This window comes from Azohydromonas sediminis (assembly GCF_003574675.1).
Lineage (GTDB): Bacteria > Pseudomonadota > Gammaproteobacteria > Burkholderiales > Burkholderiaceae_C > Calidifontimicrobium > Calidifontimicrobium sediminis.
In genome coordinates this window covers 1-25,209 of record NZ_QOAZ01000032.1, presented here as the reverse complement: position 1 = coordinate 25,209, position 25,209 = coordinate 1, and the positions used below count along the sequence as shown (strand labels likewise).

26 protein-coding genes and 2 tRNA genes are annotated in these 25,209 nt (G+C 70.9%); 11 read left to right on the top strand and 17 right to left on the bottom strand.

The annotated features are described in order from the left end of the window. The gene (locus DRV96_RS14480; RefSeq protein WP_119292386.1) at window positions 1-1,551 is read right to left on the bottom strand and encodes a methyl-accepting chemotaxis protein; all 1,551 of its coding nucleotides are present in this window, start codon (window positions 1,549-1,551) and stop codon (window positions 1-3) included. 181 nt (window positions 1,552-1,732) lie between these two features. Next, window positions 1,733-2,494 carry a response regulator gene (locus DRV96_RS14475; protein WP_162911074.1) on the bottom strand — a complete coding sequence of 254 codons (762 nt, stop codon included), beginning with the start codon at window positions 2,492-2,494 and terminating at the stop codon, window positions 1,733-1,735. A gap of 121 nt (window positions 2,495-2,615) precedes the next feature. On the opposite strand from DRV96_RS14475, the gene DRV96_RS14470 reads away from it, so the two are divergent. From DRV96_RS14470 to DRV96_RS18140, 3 genes are all read left to right on the top strand, one after another. Beyond that, the gene (locus tag DRV96_RS14470; protein ID WP_119292362.1) at window positions 2,616-3,125 is read left to right on the top strand and encodes a MarR family winged helix-turn-helix transcriptional regulator; all 510 of its coding nucleotides are present in this window, start codon (window positions 2,616-2,618) and stop codon (window positions 3,123-3,125) included. Window positions 3,126-3,387: 262 nt separating this feature from the next. Next, the gene (locus DRV96_RS14465) at window positions 3,388-4,473 is read left to right on the top strand and encodes a transposase (protein WP_235823420.1); all 1,086 of its coding nucleotides are present in this window, start codon (window positions 3,388-3,390) and stop codon (window positions 4,471-4,473) included. After that, window positions 4,428-4,670: a hypothetical protein gene (locus tag DRV96_RS18140; protein WP_162911072.1), complete on the top strand. Its 243-nt coding sequence runs from the start codon at window positions 4,428-4,430 to the stop codon at window positions 4,668-4,670. The genes DRV96_RS14465 and DRV96_RS18140 overlap by 46 nt, the downstream gene beginning before the upstream one ends. A gap of 127 nt (window positions 4,671-4,797) precedes the next feature. Here the strand turns inward: DRV96_RS18140 and DRV96_RS14460 are convergent, their stop codons facing one another. The 3 genes from DRV96_RS14460 to ispB form a co-directional block, all read right to left on the bottom strand. After that, window positions 4,798-6,363 carry a site-specific integrase gene (locus DRV96_RS14460; protein WP_119292358.1) on the bottom strand — a complete coding sequence of 522 codons (1,566 nt, stop codon included), beginning with the start codon at window positions 6,361-6,363 and terminating at the stop codon, window positions 4,798-4,800. Between the two features lie 289 nt (window positions 6,364-6,652). Then, window positions 6,653-6,729: transfer RNA gene (locus DRV96_RS14455), tRNA-Pro, on the bottom strand. Between the two features lie 58 nt (window positions 6,730-6,787). Further along, complete coding sequence (gene ispB / locus DRV96_RS14450) at window positions 6,788-7,780, bottom strand: octaprenyl diphosphate synthase (protein WP_119292356.1); 993 nt, start codon at window positions 7,778-7,780, stop codon at window positions 6,788-6,790. 304 nt (window positions 7,781-8,084) lie between these two features. Between ispB and rplU the strand changes: the two genes are divergently transcribed. The 4 genes from rplU (at window position 8,085) to proB (ending at window position 10,944) form a co-directional block, all read left to right on the top strand. Then, complete coding sequence (gene rplU, locus DRV96_RS14445; protein WP_119292354.1) at window positions 8,085-8,396, top strand: 50S ribosomal protein L21; 312 nt, start codon at window positions 8,085-8,087, stop codon at window positions 8,394-8,396. 17 nt (window positions 8,397-8,413) lie between these two features. Continuing rightward, entirely contained in the window at window positions 8,414-8,671 is a 258-nt protein-coding gene (rpmA, locus tag DRV96_RS14440; RefSeq protein ID WP_119292353.1) for a 50S ribosomal protein L27, read from the top strand. Between the two features lie 79 nt (window positions 8,672-8,750). Next, window positions 8,751-9,830 carry a GTPase ObgE gene (gene obgE, locus DRV96_RS14435; protein WP_119292351.1) on the top strand — a complete coding sequence of 360 codons (1,080 nt, stop codon included), beginning with the start codon at window positions 8,751-8,753 and terminating at the stop codon, window positions 9,828-9,830. Further along, entirely contained in the window at window positions 9,823-10,944 is a 1,122-nt protein-coding gene (gene proB, locus DRV96_RS14430; RefSeq protein ID WP_235823419.1) for a glutamate 5-kinase, read from the top strand. Before obgE ends, proB begins: the two co-directional genes overlap by 8 nt. A gap of 6 nt (window positions 10,945-10,950) precedes the next feature. Here proB and DRV96_RS14425 read toward each other — a convergent pair whose 3' ends face one another. Then, window positions 10,951-11,529, bottom strand: a complete 579-nt coding sequence (locus DRV96_RS14425; protein ID WP_119292347.1) for an RNA pyrophosphohydrolase — start codon at window positions 11,527-11,529, stop codon at window positions 10,951-10,953. 124 nt (window positions 11,530-11,653) lie between these two features. Between DRV96_RS14425 and DRV96_RS14420 the strand changes: the two genes are divergently transcribed. Beyond that, on the top strand, window positions 11,654-13,399 hold the full coding sequence (locus DRV96_RS14420) for a proline--tRNA ligase (RefSeq protein WP_119292384.1): 1,746 nt from the start codon (window positions 11,654-11,656) through the stop codon (window positions 13,397-13,399). Beyond that, on the top strand, window positions 13,396-14,025 hold the full coding sequence (locus DRV96_RS14415) for a lytic transglycosylase domain-containing protein (RefSeq protein ID WP_119292345.1): 630 nt from the start codon (window positions 13,396-13,398) through the stop codon (window positions 14,023-14,025). Before DRV96_RS14420 ends, DRV96_RS14415 begins: the two co-directional genes overlap by 4 nt. Window positions 14,026-14,127: 102 nt before the next feature. On the opposite strand, the gene grxD is transcribed toward DRV96_RS14415, so the two are convergent. The 5 genes from grxD to hemA all read right to left on the bottom strand — a co-directional run bounded on the left by grxD (window position 14,128) and on the right by hemA (window position 18,574). Next, complete coding sequence (gene grxD / locus DRV96_RS14410) at window positions 14,128-14,445, bottom strand: Grx4 family monothiol glutaredoxin (protein WP_119292343.1); 318 nt, start codon at window positions 14,443-14,445, stop codon at window positions 14,128-14,130. Between the two features lie 121 nt (window positions 14,446-14,566). Further along, window positions 14,567-15,127 carry a hypothetical protein gene (locus tag DRV96_RS14405; RefSeq protein WP_162911071.1) on the bottom strand — a complete coding sequence of 187 codons (561 nt, stop codon included), beginning with the start codon at window positions 15,125-15,127 and terminating at the stop codon, window positions 14,567-14,569. 101 nt (window positions 15,128-15,228) lie between these two features. Continuing rightward, a complete protein-coding gene (gene prmC, locus DRV96_RS14400; RefSeq protein ID WP_119292339.1) occupies window positions 15,229-16,107 on the bottom strand; it encodes a peptide chain release factor N(5)-glutamine methyltransferase in 879 nt (292 codons plus the stop codon). A gap of 16 nt (window positions 16,108-16,123) precedes the next feature. Beyond that, on the bottom strand, window positions 16,124-17,224 hold the full coding sequence (prfA, locus tag DRV96_RS14395) for a peptide chain release factor 1 (protein WP_119292337.1): 1,101 nt from the start codon (window positions 17,222-17,224) through the stop codon (window positions 16,124-16,126). Window positions 17,225-17,278: 54 nt separating this feature from the next. After that, window positions 17,279-18,574 (bottom strand): glutamyl-tRNA reductase, encoded by a 1,296-nt coding sequence (gene hemA / locus DRV96_RS14390; protein ID WP_119292336.1) that lies wholly within the window; start codon window positions 18,572-18,574, stop codon window positions 17,279-17,281. A gap of 149 nt (window positions 18,575-18,723) precedes the next feature. On the opposite strand from hemA, the gene DRV96_RS14385 reads away from it, so the two are divergent. Beyond that, window positions 18,724-19,002: a hypothetical protein gene (locus tag DRV96_RS14385; RefSeq protein ID WP_119292334.1), complete on the top strand. Its 279-nt coding sequence runs from the start codon at window positions 18,724-18,726 to the stop codon at window positions 19,000-19,002. A gap of 12 nt (window positions 19,003-19,014) precedes the next feature. On the opposite strand, the gene miaB is transcribed toward DRV96_RS14385, so the two are convergent. From miaB to DRV96_RS14355, 6 genes are all read right to left on the bottom strand, one after another. After that, window positions 19,015-20,373: a tRNA (N6-isopentenyl adenosine(37)-C2)-methylthiotransferase MiaB gene (gene miaB / locus DRV96_RS14380; RefSeq protein WP_119292382.1), complete on the bottom strand. Its 1,359-nt coding sequence runs from the start codon at window positions 20,371-20,373 to the stop codon at window positions 19,015-19,017. An 11-nt stretch (window positions 20,374-20,384) separates the two neighbouring features. Beyond that, window positions 20,385-20,768, bottom strand: a complete 384-nt coding sequence (locus tag DRV96_RS14375; RefSeq protein WP_119292332.1) for a hypothetical protein — start codon at window positions 20,766-20,768, stop codon at window positions 20,385-20,387. Window positions 20,769-20,839: 71 nt separating this feature from the next. Beyond that, window positions 20,840-21,574, bottom strand: coding sequence for a Mut7-C RNAse domain-containing protein (locus tag DRV96_RS14370; RefSeq protein WP_119292330.1), 735 nt, complete (start codon window positions 21,572-21,574; stop codon window positions 20,840-20,842). 181 nt (window positions 21,575-21,755) lie between these two features. Continuing rightward, window positions 21,756-23,186: an RtcB family protein gene (locus DRV96_RS14365; RefSeq protein ID WP_119292328.1), complete on the bottom strand. Its 1,431-nt coding sequence runs from the start codon at window positions 23,184-23,186 to the stop codon at window positions 21,756-21,758. An 11-nt stretch (window positions 23,187-23,197) separates the two neighbouring features. After that, window positions 23,198-23,638, bottom strand: coding sequence for an archease (locus DRV96_RS14360; RefSeq protein WP_119292326.1), 441 nt, complete (start codon window positions 23,636-23,638; stop codon window positions 23,198-23,200). Window positions 23,639-23,719: 81 nt separating this feature from the next. Beyond that, window positions 23,720-23,796 (bottom strand) — tRNA-Met (locus tag DRV96_RS14355). 69 nt (window positions 23,797-23,865) lie between these two features. Here DRV96_RS14355 and ftsY point away from each other — a divergent pair. Next, window positions 23,866-24,927, top strand: a complete 1,062-nt coding sequence (gene ftsY, locus DRV96_RS14350) for a signal recognition particle-docking protein FtsY (protein WP_119292324.1) — start codon at window positions 23,866-23,868, stop codon at window positions 24,925-24,927. The last annotated feature ends 282 nt before the right edge of the window (window positions 24,928-25,209 follow it).

Below are 25,209 nucleotides of genomic sequence, written 5' to 3'. Positions count from 1 at the left end.
TCAGCGGGCGCGGTACACGCCGATGGCTTCGGCCAGACGTCCGGCTTGCTGGCGCAGCGATTCTGCGGCGGCAGCACTCTGTTCGACGAGGGCGGCGTTTTGCTGCGTCGCGTCGTCGAGACTCGTGACCGCGGTATGCACCTGCGCGACGCCCGACGCCTGCTCGGTGGACACCGCGGTGATCTCGGCGATCAGCGCACCCACCTTGTCGACCTGCGCGACGACTTGTTCGATCGTGCGGCCGGCATGTTCGACGCTCGCGCCGCCGGCGCGTATCGTCTCGACCGACATGTCGATCAGCGACTTGATCTCCTTGGCGGCGTCGGCCGAGCGCCGTGCCAGTGTACGCACCTCCGACGCGACGACGGCGAAGCCACGGCCCTGCTCGCCAGCGCGTGCCGCCTCGACGGCAGCATTCAGCGCGAGGATGTTGGTCTGGAATGCGATGCTGTCGATCAGCCCGACGATGTCGGCGATCTTCTGACTCGCCGCGCTGATGTGCTGCATCTGGTCGACGACGCCACGCATCGCCGCTCCGCCGTCCTGCGCCACGGCCCGGGCCTGTTCGGACAGGCTGCTGACTTCGCGCGCCGATGCCGCGTTCTGCTGGATCGTCTGCGTCAGCTGCTGCATCGCTGCGGCGGTCTGCTGCAGGCTCGATGCAGCTTGCTCGGTGCGCGCGCTCAGGTCCTGGCTGCCGGAGGCGATCTCGCTGCTGGCCGTCTGCACGCCGCCGACCTGCTGCGCGACGTCGTCGACAAGGGCGCGCAGATTGAGCCCCGCCTGGTTGACGGCACGCATCAACAGGCCGACCTCGTCGACGCGGTCGAGCACGACGGGTTCGATGGCCTGGCCGGTCGCCACCGCCAAGGCCTGCTGCAAAACGCGCTGCAGCGGACGCACGACGCTGGCGTGGAGCCAGGCGTAGCCCGCCAGCGTGCCGCCGACGAGCGCGGCCAGTGTGAGCCACGCGGGCGCCAGGCCCGCCGCGGCCAGCCCGACACTGGCCAGCGGTGGCACCCCTGCCAGCGCGATGCCCAAGGCCAACCGCACGGCCAAGGGCATGCGCTTGCCCACCGACAGCCAGGCCCAAGGACCACGGTGCACGATGACGCCGCGGTGAAAGGCCAGCGTTTTGGCGCGCCCCGCACGGAAGTCCGCATACAGCTTCTCGGCGGCGGCGATTTCGGCTGGGCTCGCCGAGGTGCGCACCGACAGGAAGCCCACCACGGTGCCTTGGCGACGTATCGCAGTCGCATTGGCGCGCACCCAGTAGTGGTCGCCGTTCTTGCGCCGGTTCTTGACCAGTGCCGACCAGGGCAGACCGGACTTGATCGTGCGCCACATGTCGGCGAACGCTTCGGGAGGCATGTCCGGATGGCGCACCAGGTTGTGCGGCTGCCCCATGAGCTCGTCGCGCGTGAAGCCGCTGACCTCGATGAAGGCGCCGTTGGCATAGGTGATGTGGCTGGTCGGGTCGGTGGTCGACAGCAGCGTGACCCCGGCCGGCAGCTCAAACTCGCGCTGGGTCACGGGCAGGTTGGTGCGCATCGCGGTGCTCCCTGTGTGTGCCTCGCCGATCACGCCGGCGCGGTGCGGCTGGGCGCCACGTCTTGTTGTTCGACGTCGGACGAGACAGTCCGGATGATCGACGTCTGTCAACGCCCGCTGAAGCGCGAAAAGCGTGACTTGCCCCGCGCAATTCGCCGCTGGCGCGTCGCCGCGCGGTGGGTCAGCCGAGCACCTGCTCGCGCAACGTGAAGACGATGCGGTCGATCTCGGCGCGGGCGAGGACGGCGGCGGTCTCGTAGGCCTGCGCGCCTTGCGTCATCGCGTCGGCGAAGGCGTGCGCGAGTGCAGCGAGTTGCCGCGCGCCGATGCTGCCGGCGAAGGTCGCCAGTCGTGCAGCCGTCGCAACGGCTTCGGCGGTCTGGCCGCCGTATGCGGCCAGCAGCGCCTCGTGCAGCATCGATTCGCCCTGCTGCTCGACCGCGGCAGCCAGCCCAGCGACGACACCGAGCCGTTCGCCGTCGGCGCACAACCCGTCGACACGGGCACGCAAGGCAGCGCTGTCGACGCTGTAGCGGGTGCGGTGCAGCGGGTCGCGCAGGGTCAGTGCCCGGCCGATGGCATGTTTGAGCGCGTCGAGCCGCACGGGCTTGTCCAGGTGCGATGCGAAACCGGACGCCAGCGCTCGCGCCTTGTCGGCGGCGGCGACACGTCCGGTGATCGTGATGACCGGCACGCTGGGCACGCGGCGGGTTTTCTCGTGCGACCGGATCAGCAGCAGCACCTCGAAACCGTCGAGCGTAGGCATGCCGAGATCCAAGCAGACGAGGTCGATGCTGCCATCCAGAGCCACCGCCACCGCCTGCGCCGGATCGTCGCAGGTACGCGCGTTGCAGCCGAGCCTGGCCAGCAGCTTGGCTGTGGCCGCGGCCGAAGCCGCGTCATCGTCGACGACCACGATGTGGGCAGGGGGCATGGTGGGCATGGGGTGAGCGCCTCGACACCGGAACGAAACCGATGGCATTGTGAGGGAATGAACGCCACGTTTGTTAGAAAACAAACGAATCCCGTACATTGCTTTGGCTCAAGCGGAAGGGGTGCGGTTAATGCCTTTGTCGAACTCGGTGGTCGCAGGCACTCTTCAGACCGGTGCCAAGCCCGACCCGCGTACCGCCACGAATTTGCCCGCCACTGGTCTGTACGCGAGCCCGGAGTATTTGATCCGGCGTGCGCACCAGATCATGTCGGCCGCGTTCGTCGATGCCTGTGCCGATCTCGAACTCACGCCTTCCCAGTACGCAGCGCTGTTTGCCTTGCGCCAGCGCGGTTCGGTCAGCCAGAACGAACTCGGCCGGCTGATCGCGCTCGACCGGTCGACCACCTCGGTCGTCGTCAAGTCGCTGCGAGAGCGCGCGCTGGTGCGCGCCAGCGAGGACCCGCTGGACAAGCGCAAGACGGTGCTCAGCCTCGAAGACGCGGGGCGGTTGCTGCTCGTACGTGCCGAGAAACGAAGCGCCAGGGCTGGTGACGTGCTGGTCGAGGCGCTCGGTGCCGAAAAGACGCGCCTGCTGCTCGAGATGCTGCACGAGCTGACGAACCACCACCGCAGCGGCTGAGCCGCGGCATACACGTGCGCTGGGACGAGGGCGCGGCGGCCACGCCGCACGGCCAGTTGGTGTTCTTCGCCCGAGTTCCTGGCCGCCACCGGCGTGTTCGACCGTTGGGTCGCGAGCTGCCCGCTCGAGTACCGCAGCGGCAACGCCCCGGACAAGCGCGACGTGCTGGCCACGCTGATGCTCGGGCTGCTGGCCGGACACCGGCGCTAACGCGCACATCACCGCGCTGCGCGGCGACTCGGTGGCCGCGCAGGCCTTGGGGATGAACAAGGTCGTCAGCGAAGACGCGCTGCGCCGCGCGTTGGAGCGCATCGACGAGACGGCGAGTGCGGCGTGGCTGCGCCCGAGCCTGCAGCACTCGGTGCGCGAGGCGCTGGATCGGCCCTGGGTGCTGGACATCGACGCCAGCATCAAGCCGCCGTATGGGCGGCAGGAAGGCGCGGAGATTGGCTACAACCCGACCAAGCCCATGCGGCCCAGCCATGTGCTGCACACCTTCCTGGTGGCCAACCTGCGCCTGGTGCTGGACGTGCAGGTGAGCTCGGGCAAGCGGCACACCAGCGTACATGCCAAGACGGCGTTGGGTCGACTGCTGGATGAGCTCGGGGACAAGCGCCCGGCGCTGGTACGCGGCGACTCGGGCTACGGCAACGAGGGCATCCTGCTGGCGCTGGAAGCGCGCAAGCAGCCCTACCTGCTGCGGCTGCGGCAGACGAAGAACGTGCAGCGCCTGGTGGCGCAGCAGTTCGCCCGGCAACACTGGAGCCGCCCCGACAGCCAGGGCTGCCAGATGGTCGAGGGGCAGTTGCAGCTGCACGGCTGGAGCCAGAAGCGCCGCGTCGTCATCGTGCGCCAGCGCATTCGCGGCGGCATCGCGCGCGAGCGGCGCATGGACGGCAAGCAGCTGCGGCTGGACCTGGCGGGCCCCAGCGTGCACGAGGGCGAGCGGCTGTGGGAGTACGCGGTGCTGGTCACCGATGTGGCCTACCCGCTGCAGGCCATTGCGCAGCTGTACCGCGACCGCGCGGATGCCGAGAACGCCTTCGACGAGCTGAAGAACCAGTGGGGCCGAGCCTGGACACGAACAGTCCGGGGGACTGTTCGTGCCTGGCGAGGGGCCGGGCCTACGGCCCGGCGCGGCCTGCAAGGCTGGGCGGCTTCACGACGCAGGACATCAACCGCTGCCAGACGGTCGCCCGGGCCTGTGCGCTGGTCTACAACTGGTGGAGCTGGTACTGCCGCGCGGCGCACCCCACCGGCCGGCTGGAGGCCATCACCAGCCGCCCCCTGCTGCTCGCCGCGGTGGGCAAGGCCGCCAGCCACGCCAACCAGACCACCCTGTACCTGACGCCGCTGCACGGCAGGCCCGACGTGCTCAAGCGGCTGATCGCCAATGTTGGCGCGGCGTTACGTCACGTTCGGGCCACTGCGCAGCAGTTCAAGGACCTCGACCGCTGGGGCTGCCTGCTGCGCTACATCAGCGACCGGATCGCCCCGATCATCGGCCCGCCAAGACCCGTGGCAGGACTACCGGCGGCGGGGTAACTGCCGGATCTAGGGTGAAAGGCGATCGCCGCGGCGCGCTGCGGGTGCGCCGCGACGACGATGGCAGCGGCGTTCGGCGCCGGTTGGACCACTGCCCGAGCCGGGGAAGTGGCCCTCCTCGTCTTGCTCAGCTCGAAACCCGCGGCGCGCTGCCGCGACGCGGAAAGGCGACGACGTTCGACGGTGGGTCGGCCTGCGTGTCGTCCTCGAAGCCTTCTGTCGCACCGCCGGCCGTGGCGAGGACCAGTGGCATCGCGTTCGTGCTCAGGCGCTGGCGGCCCTTGTGGGTGGCCAGGCGCTGCGCCTCGGCGCGCTCGAGGGTGCGCGCGATGCTCGTGGCGCACAGGTGCGTGTAGCGCGTGAGCGAGCGTGTGTCGCGGTGCCCGGAGAACGCCTGCAGGTCGAGCACGGTGGTGAACATCCCCGATTCGGCGGCGCGGCTGATGGCCTCGTGACGCAGGTCGTGGATGCGCAGGTCCTCGATGCCGGCGATTTCGCACATCCTTGCCCAGCCGTTGGCGAGCTCCTTGACGCCGAGGTCGAACACGCGCTGCGAGGTGCGCGGCAGCGCCTGCAGCTGCTCGAGGATGTCTCGGCGCACCGCCAGATGCCGGCCGCGCCCGTTCTTGGTCGTCGGCAGCCAGGCGGTTTGGGCGTCCAGGTTGATGTTCGACCACAGCAGCCCGAGCGTCTCGCCACGGCGCGCGGCGGTGGCGAGCTGGAACTGCAGGAACGCCTCGAACAGCGGGACGTGCTGGTAGCCGTGCTGCAGCGCGTGGGCGCGCGCGGCGGCATAGCTCGCCTTGACGGCCTTGACGCGCGCGTAGTGCGTGGGCGCCTGCCTGCCGGCCTGGACTTCGCTTGCGGCGAGCGCCTTGACGTGCTGCTCGTACGAGCGCTGCGCGTCGAGCTCGCGCGCGGCTTCGATGAGGCGCGCCTCCTCGTCGTGGGTGAGCCGCCGGTTGCGCTCGTTGAAGTAGCGCGGGCGGCGCACGTGCGTCATCGGGTTGACGTCGAGGTAGTAGCCCCAGGTCGTCGTCGCGACCTTGAACACCGCGGCGAGCAGGTCGAGCTGGCGATCCACGGTGGCGGGCTGCACGTGCTGCAGCCGCTCCTCGACGAAATCCTCGATGTCGGTCGCGCGCACCTGCGACAGCGGCAGGTTCAGCCATTCCAGATTCGCCATCGGGATGCGGTTGGCGCACAGCTTCGTCTTGGCCACACCGTGCTCGCGCGCCTCGGCCTTGCGCTGCGCGATGCGCAGCTCGAGTTCGTGGCGGCTGTCTTCGAGCATCGCGCGCAGGATGGTCGAGTAGGTGTCGCCGCCTTTCATGCGCGGGCATTCCTCGCGGATGTAGCGCGCGATGAGCTGAGCGACGGTCACGGTGGACGCGCGGGCGTAGTCGCGCATGAGCCCGCGCGCCGCGTCGGCCTCGATTTGCGCGAGCCGCGCCTCGGCGTCGGCCAGCGAGCCGAACGTCTCTATCTGCTGCGGGCGCCCCACGTGGCGCACGCGCAGCTGCCAGCGGTCGGCGCCCTGCGCCACCTTGGGCTTGAAGCCGCGGCGGCGCAGGTCCTCGACGTACTCGCGCAGTCGGGACTGCCCGCGCGGGCTGAACGGGAATCGGCGTGCGAGCTCGGGTCGGCGCTCGACGGTGACGATGAAGGGGCTGCGGTTGGTGATGTCGGCCATGACGGACTCCGTGTGGTGGACGAAGCCCCGTCTAGACCTCACGTTTTATCCGCCGCGATCGAAGGCGGGAGAAGCCGCGGGCAGCCGGGCGAAGCGCGCCGAAGGCAGGCGAAGCCGCTGCACCGCCGGATTTGGAGCAAGATTGGAGCAACGGGCCCCGTTTCCGGGGTTGGCGCGGACGTTGCAGGTGCCGCCGCAGGCGGCGGCGAGGTCGCGCGATGCTGCTCTAAGTGCTTGATTCCAAATGAAAAGGGCCGCAACGTGCGACCCTCGACATGGTTGGAATTCCTGGTCGGGGTGAGAGGATTCGAACCTCCGGCCTCTACGTCCCGAACGTAGCGCTCTACCAGGCTAAGCTACACCCCGAGTCGCGCCTGCCACCATTGCGGCCGGCTCGCTCTCGCCATCCGCAATCGACTCTCCGTCAAGAAGAGCGATCGACCGAGCGAGCCGTGTATTCTAGCAAAGCTTCGCGCTCTGGCGACGGCGGCAGGACCCGCAAGCAGTCGGCGGCGGCTCGTGCCTCGCGGCGGGCCACGTCTCGCGTGGCTTCGACGGCACCCGTCTGACGCACGATGCGCACGATATCGTCGAGGCGCTCGACCTCGCCGCGTTCGATGGCGCCGCGGATCAGGGCGCGGTCGTCGTCGGTCGCGCGCTCCATCGCCACCAGCAGCGGCAGCGTGGGCTTGCCCTCGCGCAGGTCGTCGCCGACGTTCTTGCCGAGCGCACGCGGGTCGCCGTCATAGTCGAGGAGGTCGTCGACGAGCTGGAACGCCGTGCCGAGCGCGCGCCCGTAGGCGGCGCATTGGTCCTCGACCTGTGCAGGGGCCTCGGCGAGCACGGCGCCGAGGCGCGCGCTCGCTTCGAACAGCTTGGCCGTCTTGAACCGGATCACGCGCAGGTATTCGTCGACCGCGAGGTCCGGGTCGTGCATGTTCATCAGCTGCAGCACTTCGCCTTCGGCGATCACGTTGGTGGCGTCGGCGAGCACGTCGAGCACGCGCATGCGGTTGACCGACACCATCATCTGGAACGCGCGCGAGTACAGGAAGTCGCCCACCAGCACGCTGGCTGCGTTGCCGAACATCTCGTTGGCGGTCGCGCGCCCGCGGCGCATGGACGACTCGTCGACGACGTCGTCGTGCAGCAGCGTCGCGGTGTGGATGAACTCGACGACCGCGGCCAGCGTGTGCCGCTCGGGGCCGTGGAAGCCGAGCGCGCGCGCGAACAGCAGCAGCAGCCGGGGTCGGATGCGCTTGCCACCGGCGCCGATGATGTAATGCCCGATCTGGTTGACCAGTGCGACGTCGGAGCGCAGCCGTTCGCGGATCACGCCGTCGACGATCGCCATGTCCTCCGCGATCAGGTCCGCATCGGCGGGCCCGTTGACGGTGGAGGGTGCGGCAGTGCTCATCGCGGCGGCAGATGGCCTGAATTATAGGAACCGGGCCGGGAGGCACCCGGCGGTCGTCGCAACTGGCTTGCGGGCGGTTCGCTTTCATGGCTACAATAGCCGGTTATCGCGCTCCTGGAGGGGCGTGGACAACGTCAGCAGAAGCCCGCGTGCGTGGGCACGGCAGTGGGTCGAGTGCGGTGGGCTTCGCGCGGCGCGCCGACTGGGCGCGGCCGGCGCTGGAGTGGCAGAAAGGGCTGGCCGTGCGCGTCGTGGCGGTGGGGTGTCGATCTGCCCGGGCGGTGTAATCGAAGAGGTGTCTGATATGTACGCGGTCATCAAAACCGGCGGCAAGCAGTACAAAGTGGCAGCCGGCGACAAGATCAGGGTCGAGCAGCTGCCGGCCGAAGTGGGGCAGGAAGTCGTGTTCGACCAGGTGCTGGCGGTGGGCAACGGTACCGACCTGAAGGTGGGCACGCCGCTGGTCGGCGGTGCCACCGTCAAGGCCACCGTCGTCGCCCACGGCAAGCACGACAAGGTGCGCATCTTCAAGATGCGCCGCCGCAAGCACTATCAGAAGCGGCAGGGTCACCGGCAAACGTACACCGAACTGCAGATCGGTGCACTGAGCGTCTGAAGCGGGGAAGTTGAACCATGGCACAGAAAAAGGGTGGCGGCTCGACCCGTAACGGCCGCGATTCGAAGCCGAAGATGCTCGGCGTCAAGGTGTTCGGCGGGCAGACGGTGCCGGCCGGCTCGATCATCGTGCGCCAGCGCGGCACCAAGTTCCACGCCGGCGACAACGTCGGCGTCGGTCGCGACCACACGCTGTTCGCCCTCGTCGACGGCCAGGTGTCGTTCGCCGTCAAGGGCCCGCACAACCGGCACACCGTCAGCGTGACGCCGGTCTGAGCGCGGGTTCGACCGCGGCGCCAGAAGCCCCGGCACGCCGGGGCTTCTTGTTTTCGAGCGCCGCTACCATCTCACCACCATGAAGTTCGTCGACGAAGCCACGATCGAGGTTGCCGCCGGCCACGGCGGTGCCGGCTGCGTGAGCTTCCGGCGCGAGAAGTTCATCCCGTTCGGTGGCCCCAACGGCGGTGACGGCGGGCGCGGCGGCAGCGTCTATGCGGTGGCCGACCGCAACCTCAATACGCTGATCGATTACCGCTATGCGCGGCGCCACGAGGCCGGCAACGGCGAGCCCGGTCGGGGCTCGGACCAATTCGGTGCGGCTGGTCACGACGTCGTGCTGCGCATGCCGGTCGGCACGATCATCACCGATCTCGACCGCAACGAGGTGATCGCCGAGCTGCTCGTGCCTGGCGAGAAGGTGCTGCTCGCCAAGGGTGGCGACGGCGGCTTCGGCAACCTGCACTTCAAGAGCAGCACCAACCGCGCGCCGCGGCAGAAGACGCCCGGCTGGCCGGGCGAGTCGAAGCGGCTGCGGCTCGAGCTGCGCGTGCTCGCCGATGTCGGGCTGCTCGGCATGCCCAACGCCGGCAAGTCGACGCTGATCGCCGCCATCTCGAACGCGCGGCCGAAGATCGCCGACTACCCCTTCACGACGCTGTACCCGAACCTCGGCGTCGTGCGTGTCGGTCCCGAGCAGAGCTTCGTCGTCGCCGACATCCCCGGCCTGATCGAGGGGGCCAGCGAGGGCGCCGGGCTCGGCCACCAGTTCCTGCGTCACCTGCAGCGCACGCGGCTGCTGCTGCACCTGGTCGACATCGCGCCGTTCGACGAGGCGGTCGATCCGGTCGCGCAGGCGCGGGCGATCGTCGCCGAGCTGAAGAAGTACGACCCGGCGCTGGCCGCCAAGCCGCGCTGGATCGTGTTGACCAAGCTGGACCTGGTGCCCGAGGACGAGCGCGATCGCCGCGTCAAGCAGTTCGTGCGCCGCCTGCGCTGGAAGGGGCCGGTGTTCGCGATCTCGGCGCTGACGCGCCAGGGGCTCGAGCCGCTGGTGCATGCGGTTTGGGCCCACCTGGCGGCCCAGCAGCGTGACGACGTCGACACGAGCGACCCGCGTTTCGGCGCGCCCGTCGCGCCGGAGGTCCACCGTGGCTGAGGTGCTCAAGAACGCACGACGCATCGTCGTCAAGGTCGGCTCGAGCCTGGTGACCAACGAGGGTCGCGGCGTCGACGCGCAGGCGATCGGCAACTGGTGCCGCCAGCTTGCGGCGCTGGCTGCGCAGGGCCGCGAGGTCGTGATGGTGTCCAGCGGCGCGATCGCCGAAGGCATGAAGCGCCTGGGCTGGCGCGAGCGGCCGAAGGAGATCCACGAGCTGCAGGCCGCCGCCGCGGTCGGCCAGATGGGCTTGGCGCAGATGTACGAGACGCACCTGCGCGCGCACGGCATGGGCAGCGCGCAGGTGCTGCTGACGCACGCCGACCTGTCGGACCGTGAGCGCTACCTCAACGCGCGCTCGACGCTGCTGACGCTGCTCGAGCTGCGCGTGATCCCGGTGATCAACGAGAACGACACCGTCGTCACCGACGAGATCAAGGTCGGCGACAACGACACGCTCGGTGCGCTGGTGGCCAACCTGATCGAGGCCGACGCCCTCGTGATCCTGACCGACCAGCGCGGCCTGTACGCCGCCGATCCACGCAAGGACCCGAACGCGCGCTTCATCGACGAGGCGCGCGCCGGCGACCCCGAGCTCGAGCGCATGGCCGGCGGCGCGGGCAGCGCGATCGGCCGCGGCGGCATGCTGACCAAGGTGCTGGCAGCCAAGCGCGCGGCCGGCAGCGGCGCGAGCACCGTGATCGCGTGGGGTCGCGAGCCCGACGTGCTGCTGCGGCTGGCCGCCGGCGAGGCGATCGGCACCGCGCTGGTGGCCGGCACCGCGAAGTACGCGGCGCGCAAGCAGTGGATGGTCGACCACCTGCAGTTGCGCGGCGCGGTGACGGTCGACGACGGCGCGGTGCGCAAGCTGCGCGACGACGGCAAGAGCCTGCTGCCGATCGGTGTCGTCGACGTGAGTGGCGAATTCCAGCGCGGCGACGTGATCGCGATCCGTGACGGTCAGGGGCGCGAGATCGCGCGCGGCCTGTCGAACTACTCGAGCGCCGAGGCGCGGCTGATCATGCGCAAACCGTCATCGCAGATCGAGGCCGCGCTGGGCTATACCAACGAGCCCGAACTCGTGCACCGCACGAACCTCGTGCTGATGGGCTGAGCGGCTTCAGCCGCGCGTGGGCGTGTTGGGGGCCGCCGGCGTCGCTGCGACGGTGTCGTCGCCGTGGCGCGCCGCCCGCATGCCCGAGCGCAGGTAGCGGTTGTGGGCGTTGCCGCGCGGCACGTAGCGCGCGAGTTCGGTCAGCGCCATCTGGTAGACGTCGCGCTTGAAGTCGATCACGACGTCCAGCGGCACCCAGTAGTCGTTCCAGCGCCAGGCGTCGAACTCGGGGTGGTCGGTGGCGCGCAGGTTCATGTCGCTGTCGCGGCCGATGAGCTTGAGCAGGAACCAGATCTGCTTCTGGCCGCGGTAGTGCCCGCGCGCTTCCTTGCGGATGTAGTGCTCGGGCACTTCGTAGCGCAGCCAGTCGCGCGTGCGCGCGAGGATCTTGACGTGTTCGGGCCGCAGGCCGATTTCCTCGTGCAGTTCGCGGTACATCGCCTGCTCGGGCGTTTCGCCGTGCTTGATGCCGCCCTGCGGGAACTGCCACGAGTGCGTGCGCAGCCGCTTGCCCCAGAACACCTGGTTGCGCGAGTTAAGCAGGATGATGCCGACGTTGGGCCTGAAGCCTTCCCGGTCGAGCATAATCAACCTCGAAAATTCAATTAAATCAATTATTGCACCGGGCCGGTGCGAAGCGGCATTGCTCGCTTACCCGCACGGCCAAGCCTTCGGTGCCGCGCCGCCAGCGCGCTCGCCCGCCAAGACCATGAAAGCCACGCAGTTCTTCATTGCCACGCTCAAGGAGGCGCCGGCCGACGCCGAAGTCGTCAGCCACAAGCTGATGGTGCGTGCCGGCATGATCAAGCGGCTGGGCGCCGGCATCTACAACTACATGCCGATGGGCCTGCGCGTGATCCGCAAGATCGAGGCGATCATCCGCGACGAGATGAACCGCGCCGGGGCTATCGAGCTGCTGATGCCCGTCGTGCAGCCGGCCGAGCTGTGGCAGGAGACCGGCCGCTTCGACAAGATGGGCCCCGAGCTGCTGCGCGTGAAAGACCGCCACGGGCGCGACTTCGTGATCCAGCCCACCAGCGAGGAAGTCATCACCGACATCGCGCGGCAGGAGCTGCGCAGCTACAAGCAGCTGCCGAAGAACTTCTATCACATCCAGACCAAGTTCCGTGACGAGCGCCGCCCGCGCTTCGGCGTGATGCGCGGGCGCGAGTTCACGATGAAAGACGCGTACTCGTTCGACCGCGACGCCGCGGCGGCTGCGAAGAGCTACGACGCGATGTACAAGGCCTATTGCGCGATCTTCGACCGCATCGGGCTGACCTACCGGGCGGTCGCGGCAGACACCGGCGCGATCGGCGGCGACCTGTCGCACGAGTTCCAGGTCATCGCCGACACCGGCGAGGACGCGCTCGTCTACTGCCCCGACAGCGACTACGCCGCCAACATCGAGCTCGCCGAGGCGCTGCCGCTGCTCGCGCACCGCGCGGCGCCGAAGCACGCGCTCGCCAAGACGCCGACGCCCGACCGCAGCACTTGCGAAGACGTCGCCGACCTGCTCGGCATCCCGCTCGCGCACACCGTCAAATCGCTCGTGCTCGCCACCGACGAGAGGAACGCCGACGGCGACGTCGTCAAGACGACGATCTGGCTGCTGCTCGTGCGCGGCGACCACCAGCTCAACGAGGTCAAGGCCGGCAAGGTCGAGGGCCTGAAGGGCGGGTTCCGCTTCGCGACGGTGGCCGAGATCGAAGAGCACTTCGGCTGCGAGCCCGGCTACCTCGGCCCGATCGGCACCGTCAAGCCGGTCAAGGTCGTCGCCGACCGCACGGTCGCGCTGATGAGCGACTTCGTCTGCGGCGCCAACGAGGCCGACTTCCACTACACCGGCGTCAACTGGGGCCGCGACCTGCCCGAGCCCGACGTCGTCGCCGATATCCGCAACGTCGTCGAAGGCGACCCGTCGCCCGACGGCAAGGGCAAGCTGGCGATCCAGCGCGGCATCGAGGTCGGCCACGTGTTCTACCTCGGCACCAAGTACAGCAAGGCGATGGGCGCGACCTACCTCGATGAGTCCGGCAAGCCGCAGCTGATGGAGATGGGCTGCTACGGCATCGGCGTCACGCGCATCCTCGGCGCCGCGATCGAGCAGGGCCACGACGAGCGCGGCATCGTCTGGCCCGACGCGATCGCGCCGTTCACGGTCGTGATCTGCCCGATCGGCTACGACCGCAACGCCGACGTCAAGGCGGCCGCCGACCGGCTGCACGACGAACTGGCCGCCGCCGGCATCGACGTGATGCTCGACGACCGTGGCGAGCGCCCCGGCGCGATGTTCGCCGACTGGGAGCTGATCGGCGTGCCGCACCGCGTCGTGATCTCCGACCGGGGTTTGAAGGACGGCCAGCTCGAGTACCAGGGCCGGCGCGACACGCAGCCGACCAAGGTGCCGGTGGCCGACATCGCGGCCTTCGTGAAGGGCCGCATCCGGGCGTGAAGCCCGCGCGCGTGCGGGGTGTGAGGCGCCGCGCGCTGCTCGCCGCCACGCTGGCCGCACCCTGGCGCGCGGTGCACGCCGGCGCGCAGATCGAGGAGCCGCTGGCCGACTCGGTGCGCTCGGCGCTGTCGGCGGCGGTGGCCGAATCGGCGCCGCCGCGGCCGACCTTTGCGACGATCGAGCAGCGCCTCGACTACCTGCGCTGGCTCGCCGACATGAGCGAGCGGCTCAAGCCCCGCAAGGCGGACCGCCACGCCCGCATCGACTTCCTCGAGACCGTGTGGTACGAGAGCCGGCGCGCCGGGCTCGAGACCGCGCTCGTGCTCGGTCTGATCCAGGTCGAGAGCGGCTTTCGCAAGTACGCGATCAGCAGTGCCGGCGCGCGCGGCTACATGCAGGTGATGCCGTTCTGGGCGCGCCTGATCGGCGACGGCGACGCCTCGCGCCTGTTCCACCTGCAGACCAACCTGCGCTTCGGCTGCGTGATCCTGCGCCACTACCTCGACCGCGAGCGCGGCGACCTGTTCATGGCGCTGGGCCGCTACAACGGCAGCCGCGGCCGCGCCGAGTACCCGAACGCCGTGTTCGCGGCGCGCAAGCGCTGGTTGCACGACGCCGCAGGCTGAGGCGGCCGCCGCATCGCACCACGCCTGCCGATGCACGCGCGGCGGCGTGCCGGCGCCGTGCCGCCGCGCCCGCTCAGGCCGACGGCTCGCGCGGCGGGCGGCTCACTGCGCGGTGCCGAGTACCTGCTGCAGTTCGCCGCTCTGGTACATCTCCATCATGATGTCGGAGCCGCCGATGAACTCGCCGTTGACGTACAGCTGCGGGATCGTCGGCCAGTTCGCGTATTCCTTGATGCCCTGGCGAATCGCCTCGTCCTCGAGCACGTTGACGGTGGTCAGATCGTCGACACCGCAGGCCTTGAGGATCTGCACCGCGCGTCCCGAGAAACCGCACATCGGGAACTGCGCCGTGCCTTTCATGAACAGCACGACGCGGTGGGACTTGACGAGCTGGTCGATGCGCTGCTGGACGTCGTTCATGGTCAATCGTCTGGTGGATCGGCGAAGGCTGCACTTTACCCGCGGGCCGCGTCGGGCGTCGGGGCGCGCGTGATGGCCCTGATCGCGTGAGCAGCGCCCGCGCCGCCGTCGACGCGGCGCGTCAGAACGAATAAGTCACGCCCAGCTGCAGTGTCGGCGCCAGGCGCAGTTCGCGCACGACGTCGTCGTACCCGCTGCCGTCGGCACCCGCAGCCTTCCAGCGCAACCCGCTGCCGTGACCGCCCAGGCCCAGGTCGGCGGTGACGCCCCAGCCGACGCGCGGCCACACGCCGGTGAAGCCCACGCCGACGTAGGGCAGTGCGCCCCACGCCGTCTCAACATTCGAACCGGCCAGCACGGCGCGAGGCGGCCAGGCGAGGCCCGCACCGGCGCGGTCCGCCGGCGCCGCGCCCCGCGGGAACGTCAGCACGCTGGTCGCGCGCAAGCCCCCGGCGAACTCGCCGCTGGCGCTGCGCAGGCCGAACAGGTAATAGTCACCGACGACGCGCAGCCCCGACGTGGCCGGCGCGTCGTGCCACAGCCCGGGTGCGCCGAGCCACTGGGCGCGCAGCTGCCAGCGCGGCCAAGGCGTGTCGTCGGGGGCCACGAGTCCGTTCTGGGCGGCCGCCGTGCCGGCGGCCAGCGTGCACAAGGCGGCACACAGCACTCGAAACAGGTTCATCGTCGACTCCTTCGCCACCCGGCTGCGCGCGCGGGGTGACGTACACCCATGGGTCCACGCCGTCGTCGGGTGCACTGTACGCCGCGCCACCCGCCGACGGGTCACCGGCTCGCACCGGCGCGTGCCGGCTGCGGCATTTCGCACGCCGTGCCGTGACCCCGCCGCCCGCTGGTGCAACGCTCGTGTCCGGCGAGGTCGCGTCGCGTCGTCACGGCGTCGAAGCCCGCCGCCGCGAGCATCCGGCGCACCGCGTCGGCCTGGTCGTGGCCATGTTCCAGCAGCAGCCAGGCGTCGCGGCGCAGGTGAGCGCTCGCTCCTTCGACGATCGCGCGCAGCGCTGCGAGACCGTCGACGCCGGGGCTCAGCGCCTGCAGCGGCTCGTGACGCAGTGCCGGCAGGTGCGGGTCGGCCGCCGCGATGTAGGGCGGGTTGGCCACTGCGAGGTCGACCGCGGGCGCGCCGACCGGCTGCCACCAGTCGCCGAGCAGCCACTGCACCGGCAGCCCGAGCCGTTCGCCGTTGGCGCGCGCGACGGCCAGCGCGTCGGCGCTCGCGTCGACGGCGCGCACGACTGCGCGTGGACAGCCGTGCGCGACGGCCAGCGCGATCGCGCCGCTGCCGGTGCCGAGATCGACCACCTGCGGCGCGGGCAGCGCCGCCAACTCGCCGGCCAGCAGCTCGAGCGCCCAATCGACGAGCGTCTCGGTGTCGGGCCGCGGATCGAGCACGGCCGGTGTCACGCGCAGCGCGAGGCCGTGGAACTCGCGCCAGCCGGTCAGGTAGGCCAGCGGCACACCATCGGCACGCCGCTGCAGGTCGGCGCGCACCGCCTGTGCCGTCGCGGCGTCGAGCTCGGCGTCGCCGTGCGCGATGACCCAGGTGCGCGGGCGTTGCAGCCGGTGCGCGAGCAGCAGCTGCGCGTCGAGCCGCTCGACGCCGAGCGCGCGCGCCTGCGCCAGCAGCGCATCGACGGTGGGCATGGACACGGGCACGGCCTCAGTCGCGCGCGACGCCTTCGAGTGCCGCGAGCTGCTCGGCCGCGCGCGCGGCGCGCAGCGCGCCGATCACGTCGTCGAGGTCGCCGTCCATCACCTGGCCGAGCTTGTACAGCGTCAGGTTGATGCGGTGGTCGGTCAGCCGCCCCTGCGGGAAGTTGTAGGTGCGGATGCGGTCGCTGCGGTCGCCGCTGCCGACCAGGCTCTTGCGCGTCGCGGCTTCCTTCGCGTCGCGCTCGGCGCGCTCGCGCTCGCGCAGCCGTGCCGCGAGCACCGCCATCGCCTTGGCCTTGTTGCGGTGCTGGCTGCGGTCGTCCTGGCATTCGGCGACGATGCCGGTGGGCAGGTGCGTGATGCGGATCGCGCTGTCGGTCTTGTTGACGTGCTGGCCGCCGGCACCGCTGGCGCGGAACCTGTCGATGCGCAAGTCGGCCGGGTTGATCTGGACGTCTTCGGCTTCGTCGGGCTCGGGCAGCACGGCCACCGTGCACGCGCTCGTGTGGATGCGACCCTGGCTCTCGGTCGCGGGCACGCGCTGCACGCGGTGGCCGCCCGATTCGAAGCGCAGCTTGCCGTAGGCGCCTTCGCCTTCGACGCGCAGCACGAGCTCCTTGTAGCCGCCGAGCTCCGACGGGCTCGCGCTCATCACCTCGGTGCGCCAGCCTTGCCGCTCGCAGTAGCGCAGGTACATGCGCGCGAGGTCGCCGGCGAACAGCGCCGACTCGTCGCCGCCGGTGCCCGCGCGGATCTCGACGAAGGCGTTGCGTGCGTCGTCGGGGTCCTTCGGCACCAGCGCGGCCTGCAATTCGGCCTGCAGCCGCTCGAGGTCGGCCTGCGCCTCGTCGATTTCCTCGCGGGCCATCGCCGCCATCTCGGCGTCGTCGGCCGACTGCGCAAGCAGCTCGCGCGCCGCGGCGAGGTCGCGCTCGCGCCGTTCATAGGCGCGAAAGCGCGCGACGACGTCGGCCACCTCGGCCTGCTCGCGGCTGAGCGCGCGCCAGCGCGCGATGTCGGCCGTCACGCGCGGGTCGGCGAGGCTGGCGTCGAGCTCGGCCAGCCGCATCGCGAGGCGCTCGAACTGGTGACGGAAGCGTTCGTTCATCGACGGGGCGCGCGGGCGCGGCCGCGCCGGGCCGGCCCGGGCGCAGCGGACCGGCTAGCGGTGGTGGCCGTCGGCGTGCCGGCCGTGGCGCAGGAACAGGCGCGCGACGGTGTCGGCGACCTGTTCGCGCTGTTCGCCGTCGGCGGCGTGGAGCTCGGCGTAGGCGCCGTGCAGCAGCTTGTGCGTCAGCCCGCGGCTGAGCGCGTCGAGGACGGCGTCGACGCTCTCGCCGCGCGCGAGCATCCGGCGCGCGCGCGCCAGTTCGATCTCGCGCCAGTCGTCGGCCTGGCGATTGATCGCCTGGATCAACGGCACGCTGGCGCGCTGGTCGAGCCAGTGCACGAAGCTCTGCACGCCGGCGTCGATGATCGCCTCGGCCTGCGCGACGGCGGCCTGGCGCTTCTCGCCGGCGGTCTGCACCAGCGTCGACAAGTCGTCGACGGTGTAGAGGTAGACGTCGGACAGGCCGCCGACCTCGGGCTCGATGTCGCGCGGCACCGCGAGGTCGACCATGAACATCGGGCGGTGACGGCGTGCCTTCAGCGCGCGCTCGACGGCGCCGAGCCCGATGATCGGCAGCGTGCTCGCGGTGCACGAGACGACGGCGTCGAACTCGTGCAACCGCTGCGGCAGGTCTGCCAGCCGCAGCGCCTGCGCACCGAAGCGTCCGGCGAGCTTCTCGCCGCGCTCGAGCGTGCGGTTGGCCACCGCCATCAGCTTCGGCTCGCGCGCGGCGAAGTGCGTCGCGACGAGCTCGATCATCTCGCCGGCGCCGACGAACAGTACCTTGACCTCGCGCAGGTCCTCGAACAGCTGCGACGCCAGCCGCACCGCGGCGGCGGCCATGCTGATCGAGTGTGCGCCGATCTCGGTCGACGTGCGCACCTCCTTGGCGACCGAGAACGAGCGCTGGAACAGCTGGTGCAGCGTCGTGCCGAGCGTGCCGGCCTCGTCGGCGCCGCGCACGGCCTGCTTCATCTGGCCGAGGATCTGCGGCTCGCCGAGCACCATCGAGTCGAGCCCGGCGGCGACGCGGAACGCGTGCCGCGCCGCGGCGCGGTCTTCCATCACGTAGGTGTGCGACTGCAGCTGCGCGGCGCTGACGCCGCCTTGCTCGGCCAGCCAGCCCAGCGCCGGCGTGACCAGGTCGCGCACGGCGTCGGGCCGCGCCGCGACGTACAGCTCGGTGCGGTTGCAGGTGGACACCAGCGCCGCCTCGGGCATCGCGCGCTGCAGACGTTCGCGGAATCCGCGCAGCACCGGCGGCAGCTGCTCGGGCGCGAACGCGAAACGGCCACGCAAGTCCAGCGGCGCGGTCGTGTGGTTCAGCCCCAGCGCGAAGACGCTCATGACGCGATTGTAAGATTCGGCGCTCGTCGACCCTCAGGCGAATCCCGATGGTGCCGACCGGCCGGGGCGCCGAGCTTGATCGGCGTCAAGTCCACGCAGCGCGAGCGGACGGCTGACGGTCCGACGGCTGACGGTCCGACAGTCGCACGATGGGTCCGCTCGACGCTTTCTGGCACCTGGCCAACTTCTTCGCCCCGGCCTTGTTCATCGGCGCGACGGCGGCAGCCGTCGCCAAGCTGGTGTGGCGACGCGAACTCGCCGCCGTCGGCTGGATGCGGCTCGCGCTGTGGGCGGCCGCCGCCGGTGCTGCCGTGCTGGTCGGCGGGCTGGTCGGGTTCGGGCGCGACGGCAAGATGGCGACGTACGGCCTGATGGTCGGCGCCTGCGCGCTTGCGCTGTGGTGGTCGGGCTTCGTGCGCCGGCGCTGAGGCCGTGTCGGCCTACGCCGCGAGCGCGTCGGCGTCGCGCACGGCGACCTCGCCGCGCAGCGAGTGCGGCAACGCCTGCGTGATGCGCACGTCGATCATCCGGCCGACGAGGCGGCCGGCGTGCGGGCCGCCGTCGAAGTTGACGATGCGGTTGCACTCGGTGCGCCCCATCAGCTCGGCCGGGTTCTTCTTCGACGGCCCCTCGACGAGGATGCGCTGCACCGTGCCGACGCGGCTGGCGCTGATGCGCTGCACGTTCGCCTCCAGCGCGGCCTGCAGCCGCTGCAGCCGAGCGAGCTTGACCTCGTGCGGCGTGTCGTCGGGCAGGTTCGCCGCCGGTGTGCCCGGGCGCGGGCTGAAGACGAAGCTGAAGCTCGCGTCGAAGCCGACGTCGTCGACGAGCTTCATCAGCTGCGCGAAGTCGTCGTCGCTCTCGCCGGGGAAGCCGACGATGAAGTCGCTCGACACGCTGATGCCGGGCCGCACTGCGCGCAGCCGACGGAGCGTGCTCTTGTACTGCAGCGCCGTGTAGCCGCGCTTCATCGCCGCGAGGATGCGGTCGCTGCCGTGCTGCACCGGCAGGTGCACGTGGTTGACGAGCTGCGGCAGCTTCGCGTAGGCGTCGATCAGCCGCTGGGTGAACTCGTTGGGGTGGCTCGTCGTGTAGCGGATGCGTTCGATGCCCGGGATCTCGGCGACGTACTCGAGCAGCAGCGCAAAGTCGGCGATCTCGCCGCTGTCGCCCATCGTCCCGCGGTAGGCATTGACGTTCTGCCCGAGCAGCGTCACCTCCTTGACGCCCTGGTCGGCGAGGCCGGCGACTTCGGTCAGCACGTCGTCGAACGGGCGGCTGACTTCCTCGCCGCGCGTGTACGGCACGACGCAATAGCTGCAGTACTTGCTGCAGCCTTCCATGATCGAGACGAAGGCCGAGGCCCCTTCGACGCGCGCCGGCGGCAGGTGGTCGAACTTCTCGATCTCGGGGAAGCTGATGTCGACCTGCGCTCGCTGCTCGCGCCGACGCGCTTCGATCATCTGCGGCAGCCGGTGCAGCGTCTGCGGGCCGAACACGAGGTCGACGTACGGCGCGCGCGCGACGATCGCTTGGCCCTCCTGGCTCGCGACGCAGCCGCCGACGCCGATCAGCACGCCCTTCTTCTTCAGGTGCTTGACGCGACCGAGGTCGCTGAACACCTTCTCCTGCGCCTTCTCGCGCACCGAGCAGGTGTTGAACAGGATCAGGTCGGCCTGCTCGGGGTCGTCGGTCGGCTCGTAGCCCTCGGCGGCGCGCAGCACGTCGGCCATCTTGTCCGAGTCGTACTCGTTCATCTGGCAGCCGAACGTGCGGATGTAGACCTTCTTCGTCGTCATCGCGCGCCCCGTCACCGTTTGGTCCACTTCTGCGCCGCGCGGTCGAACGACCACGCCTGCGCCTGCTGCATGCTCGTCGGCCACGGCTCGTTGGCCAGCTCGTCGGCGCGCAGCAGCCACACGTCCATCAGCAGCCCGGTGGTCGCTTCGACGGTGTAGTGCACGACGCGCTTGTGGCCCGCCAGCGACCCCGGCGTGACCAGCAGGTTGTTCTCGCCGCGGATACGCGCGCCCGGCGCGAGCCGCGCCGGCGCGCCGTTGAGGGTCACGTCGGGCGGCGACGCGAACACGATCTCGCCGCGCAGCGCGGTGGGGGGAAACTCGCGCTTCACTTGTGCGGCGGCGGGCAGCGCCGCCGCGATCGCGACGGCGACGGGCAGGACACAGCGGAACATGGTGTGGATCCAGGGGCTGTGGAGACGGCGCGGCCGCGCGAAGCGTGCGGTCGCGATTCGAGGCGCGGATTCTAGGCGGGCCGCGGTGCGCCCGGAGGCGGCGCACAGGCGGTCTGCACACGCTCGCGCAGCCGCTGCCAGTGCGAGCCGCGCCAGTACAGGCGCCGGCACGACGCACATCGCCAGAACGCATCGTGCCGCGCGCGCACGGCCGGCGGCAGCGAGGCGTCCGGTGGCGGTGCGTGCAGCGGCTCGAGCACCGCGTTGCACAGCAGACAGCGCGGCGCACGCCCGGTGTGCCCGCGCAGGCCATAGCGCAGGCAGACCTCGCGCAGTTGCGCCAGGGGCTCGGTCGCGCGCACGCAGCAGCCGCGCTCGACGTCGCGGCGCCTCAGCAGCGCGCGGTCGCGCGTCAGCACGACGCGCCGCTCGGCGCGCGCGATCGCGACGAGCGCGGCGTCGTCCCACGCGTTGCGCTGCAGCGTGTCGAAGCCGAGGAAGCGCAGGTAGCGCGCGAGCCGCGCGAGGTGCGCGTCGGCGACGAAGCGCAGGTCGTCGGCCGGCGTCGTCGCCGGCGGCACCGCGTCGACGTGCAGCTGCTCGCCGTCGCGCAAACGGTGGTCGAGCCCGGCGACGCGCCCGTCGATGCGCACCGTGCCGACCTCGGTGTGCGGCACGCCGAGCGCCTCGATCGCGTGCTTCGCGGTGGCGCCCTGCGCCGCGTCGTACGCGAACTCGACGCCGCGCCGCGCCGGCGGCAGGAACGCGTCGAGCGCGCGGTCGAAGCGGATGCGCACGTGCGCCATCAGGTCCCGGCCACGGGCGTCGGTGAGGCGCTCGTTTCTGGCCCTCGCAGAGCTCGGGCCCTTCGCGCCGTCCAGGCCTGCGCAGGCAGGTCTGGAGCCGCGGCGCTTGCCCTGGGCCTCGCGGGAGCTCGGCCCCTTCGCGCCGTCCAGGCCTGCGCAGGCAGGCCTGGAGCCGCGGCGCTCAGCCTTTCACGCACACGAGCGGCTCGACGCGGGCGACCTTGCGCGCGAGCCCCGCGGCGTCGGCGGCGTCGACGACTTCCGCCACGTCCTTGTAAGCCCCCGGCGCCTCCTCGGCGACGCCGCGCGACGACGGGCTGCGGACCAGGATGCCGCGCGCGGCCAGCTCGTCGACGACCTGCCGCCCGTGCCAGCGCTTGAGCGCCTGCTGGCGGCTCATCGCGCGCCCGGCGCCGTGGCACGCCGAAGACAGCGCGAGCGACTCCGACTTCGCGGTGCCGGCGAGCACATAGGAGGCCGTGCCCATCGAGCCGCCGATCAGCACCGGCTGACCTGCGTCGCGCAGCGCCGGCGGCAGGTCGGGGTGGCCGGGGCCGAACGCGCGCGTCGCGCCCTTGCGGTGCACGTACAGCTCGCGCCACTGGCCGTCGACGCGGTGGCGCTCGACCTTGCAGGTGTTGTGCGAGACGTCGTAGAGCACCGGCAGCCGCGCCTTCGGCAGCACGTCGGCGAACACGCCGCGCGTCAGGTGCGTGAGGATCTGGCGGTTCGCGAGCGCGCAGTTGATCGCCGCGCGCATTGCGCCGAGGTAGGCGCGGCCGAGCTCGGACTTCAGCGGCGCGCACGCGAGCTCGCGGTCGGGCAGCACGAGGCCGTGCGCCGGCGCCTGCTCGACCATGCGGCGCAGGAACTCGGTGCCGATCTGGTGGCCGAGGCCGCGCGAGCCGCAGTGGATCATCACGACGACGTCGCCCGCCTTCAGGCCGTAAGCAGCGGCGATCGCGGTGTCGTAGACCTCGGTAACTTCCTGCACCTCGAGGTAGTGGTTGCCGCTGCCGAGCGTGCCCATCTCGTCGCGCTGGCGGCGCTTGGCCTGCTCCGACACCTCGCCGGGCTTGGCGTGCAGCATCTGGCCGTGTTCCTCGACGCGCTCGAGGTCGGCCTCGTGCCCCCAGCCCTGCGCGACGGCCCACTTCGCACCGCCGGCGAGCATCGCGTCCATCTGCTCGGCGTTCAGGCGGATCGCGCCGGTGCTGCCGACGCCGGCCGGGATGCCGGCATAGAGCGCGTCGGCGAGCTTCTTCTGCACCGGCATCACGTCGTCGCGCGTGAGCCCCGTGTGCAGGCAGCGCACGCCGCACGAGACGTCGAAGCCGACGCCGCCGGCCGAGACGACGCCGCCCGCGTCGGCGTCGAACGCGGCGACGCCGCCGATCGGAAAGCCGTAGCCCCAGTGCGCGTCGGGCATCACGTACGACGCGCCGACGATGCCGGGCAGCGTCGCGACGTTGACGGCCTGCTCGCGCACCTTGTCGTCCATCGCGCGCACGAGCGCCTCGCTCGCGAAGATGCGCACCGGCACGTGCATCGCACCGCGCGCCGGGAGTTCCCAGTCGCACTCGCCGTGGCGGATCAGCCCTGTCGTGTCCATGCCTCGTCCTCTCAGACGTCGACCACCGTCTGCGCCAACCAGCCGCCGTCGGCCGTGCGCGCGACGCGCAGCGCGGTGTAGGTGGCGCCCTTGACCTCGACCGCCGGGCGGTGGCGCGCGACGTCGACCGGCTCGCCGAACGCGCGTGCGCGCAGCCGCAGTGGTGGGCCATCGTCGATCACGACGTCGAAACGGGCGAACAGCATGCGGCGCACCGCCATCTCGTAGACCAGCGCGTTGAGCCACTGCGCGAGCAGCAGCTCGAGGTCGGCGGCCTCGCACGCGATGTCCACCGCGTCGCGCGACGCGACGCGCGCGGGGTCGGTGATCACGGCGGTCAGCGCGAGCGCCGCCTGCTCGAAGGCCTGCGCCGCGGTCGCGCCGACGCCGCGCACGCCGATGTCGGCGCCGTGTTCGAAGTGCTCCCAGCGGGGCGCGCCGGCGGTCGTCATGCCTGCGATCCTGCCACCGAACGCGGCGCCAGAAACAGCGAAGCCCCGCGGCCAAGCGGCCGGCGGGGCTTCGGGGGGATGTGGTGGCGCTTCAGGGACTCGAACCCCGGACCTGCGGATTATGATTCCGTCGCTCTAACCGACTGAGCTAAAGCGCCCGAGCCGCGCATTATAGCGGCGCCACGTCCGGCGGCCGGGCCCCGCATGGCGCCACCTGCCTGCTTCCGATGTTCAGCTTCTTCCGCAAGAAGGCCCCGCCGCCGGCGGCGCCCGAGACCGCGTTGCCCGCCGCCGTCGAGCCTGCGCCCGTCGCGACCGTGCCTGCACCGGCGGCCGAAGCGCCGGCCGCCACGCAGGCCCAAGAGGCTTCGGCCGTCGCCGCCTCCGCACCGCGTGCCGGCTGGCTCGACCGCCTGCGCGCCGGTCTGCGCAAGACTGGCAGCAGCATCGCGCAGGTCTTCACCGGCACGCAGATCGATGATGCGCTGTACGAGGAGCTCGAGAGCGCGCTGTTGATGGCCGATGCCGGCGTCAAGGCCACCGAGTTCCTGCTCGCCGACCTGAAGCGCCGCGTCAAGGACGCGAAGGCCACCGACCCGGCGCAGGTCAAGGCGCTGCTGGTCGACGCGATCGCCGACCTGCTGCGCCCGCTCGAGAAGCCGCTGGCGATCGGCGAGCACACCCCGACCGTGATCATGGTCGTCGGCGTCAACGGCGCCGGCAAGACGACGTCGATCGGCAAGCTCACGCGCCACCTCGCCGACGCCGAGCAGAAGGTGCTGCTCGCCGCGGCCGACACGTTCCGCGCCGCGGCGCGCGAGCAGCTCGCCGTGTGGGCCGACCGCAACCGCGTCGAGATCGTCAGCCAGCAAAGCGGCGACCCGGCCGCGGTCACGTTCGACGCCGTCGTCGCCGGCAAGGCGCGCGGCTGCGACGTCGTGATCGCCGACACCGCGGGGCGCCTGCCGACGCAGCTGCACCTGATGGAAGAGCTGAAGAAGATCAAGCGCACGATCGGCAAGGCGCAGGCCGGTGCGCCGCACGAGGTGCTGCTGGTCGTCGACGGGAACACGGGCCAGAACGCGCTCGCGCAGGTCAAGGCCTTCGACGATGCGCTGCAGCTCACTGGGCTGGTGGTGACCAAGCTCGACGGCACGGCCAAGGGCGGCGTGCTCGCGGCGATCGCACGCGAGCGGCCGGTGCCGGTCTATTTCATCGGCGTCGGCGAGAAGCTCGAAGACCTGCAGACGTTCAGCGCGCGCGAGTTCGCGCAGGCGCTCTTGGGCTGACCGGGCGTCGGGTTCGGCTCGAGGGGCATCGGGCCGTTGCATAGCGACCCGTTGCGGTCTGCGACCGTCCGCCGAGTGTGCGCAGGTTGCGGCGGCAGGGCGACGGCGGTGCCTGCGTGCTCCGGCCCACGCTCGCGCTTCACCGTCGTGCCACGCGAGCGTCTTTCCTGTCGTCACCGCTTGCAGCGGTTGTGTCTGTCAAGTTGTGCAGAAACGCGATCACGGTTCGAGGTTGGGCTGATCAGGCCGCGAGCTTCATGGCGGCCTTCTTGTGCTCCTTGA

Coding starts and splice junctions, on each gene's coding strand:
- DRV96_RS14480 (WP_119292386.1), bottom strand. CDS start 1,551: ATGCGCACCAACCTGCCCGTGACCCAGCGCGAGTTTGAGCTGCCGGCC.
- DRV96_RS14425 (WP_119292347.1), bottom strand. CDS start 11,529: ATGCTCGACCGGGAAGGCTTCAGGCCCAACGTCGGCATCATCCTGCTT.
- prmC (WP_119292339.1), bottom strand. CDS start 16,107: ATGCCCACCGTCGATGCGCTGCTGGCGCAGGCGCGCGCGCTCGGCGTC.
- DRV96_RS14370 (WP_119292330.1), bottom strand. CDS start 21,574: ATGGCGCACGTGCGCATCCGCTTCGACCGCGCGCTCGACGCGTTCCTG.
- DRV96_RS14460 (WP_119292358.1), bottom strand. CDS start 6,363: ATGGCCGACATCACCAACCGCAGCCCCTTCATCGTCACCGTCGAGCGC.
- grxD (WP_119292343.1), bottom strand. CDS start 14,445: ATGAACGACGTCCAGCAGCGCATCGACCAGCTCGTCAAGTCCCACCGC.
- DRV96_RS14365 (WP_119292328.1), bottom strand. CDS start 23,186: ATGGACACGACAGGGCTGATCCGCCACGGCGAGTGCGACTGGGAACTC.
- prfA (WP_119292337.1), bottom strand. CDS start 17,224: ATGAACGAACGCTTCCGTCACCAGTTCGAGCGCCTCGCGATGCGGCTG.
- hemA (WP_119292336.1), bottom strand. CDS start 18,574: ATGAGCGTCTTCGCGCTGGGGCTGAACCACACGACCGCGCCGCTGGAC.
- DRV96_RS14420 (WP_119292384.1), top strand. CDS start 11,654: ATGAAAGCCACGCAGTTCTTCATTGCCACGCTCAAGGAGGCGCCGGCC.
- DRV96_RS14465 (WP_235823420.1), top strand. CDS start 3,388: ATGAACAAGGTCGTCAGCGAAGACGCGCTGCGCCGCGCGTTGGAGCGC.
- DRV96_RS14375 (WP_119292332.1), bottom strand. CDS start 20,768: ATGTTCCGCTGTGTCCTGCCCGTCGCCGTCGCGATCGCGGCGGCGCTG.
- rplU (WP_119292354.1), top strand. CDS start 8,085: ATGTACGCGGTCATCAAAACCGGCGGCAAGCAGTACAAAGTGGCAGCC.
- ispB (WP_119292356.1), bottom strand. CDS start 7,780: ATGAGCACTGCCGCACCCTCCACCGTCAACGGGCCCGCCGATGCGGAC.
- DRV96_RS14405 (WP_162911071.1), bottom strand. CDS start 15,127: ATGAACCTGTTTCGAGTGCTGTGTGCCGCCTTGTGCACGCTGGCCGCC.
- DRV96_RS14470 (WP_119292362.1), top strand. CDS start 2,616: ATGCCTTTGTCGAACTCGGTGGTCGCAGGCACTCTTCAGACCGGTGCC.
- obgE (WP_119292351.1), top strand. CDS start 8,751: ATGAAGTTCGTCGACGAAGCCACGATCGAGGTTGCCGCCGGCCACGGC.
- DRV96_RS14475 (WP_162911074.1), bottom strand. CDS start 2,494: ATGCCCACCATGCCCCCTGCCCACATCGTGGTCGTCGACGATGACGCG.
- rpmA (WP_119292353.1), top strand. CDS start 8,414: ATGGCACAGAAAAAGGGTGGCGGCTCGACCCGTAACGGCCGCGATTCG.
- miaB (WP_119292382.1), bottom strand. CDS start 20,373: ATGACGACGAAGAAGGTCTACATCCGCACGTTCGGCTGCCAGATGAAC.
- ftsY (WP_119292324.1), top strand. CDS start 23,866: ATGTTCAGCTTCTTCCGCAAGAAGGCCCCGCCGCCGGCGGCGCCCGAG.
- DRV96_RS14360 (WP_119292326.1), bottom strand. CDS start 23,638: ATGACGACCGCCGGCGCGCCCCGCTGGGAGCACTTCGAACACGGCGCC.
- DRV96_RS14385 (WP_119292334.1), top strand. CDS start 18,724: ATGGGTCCGCTCGACGCTTTCTGGCACCTGGCCAACTTCTTCGCCCCG.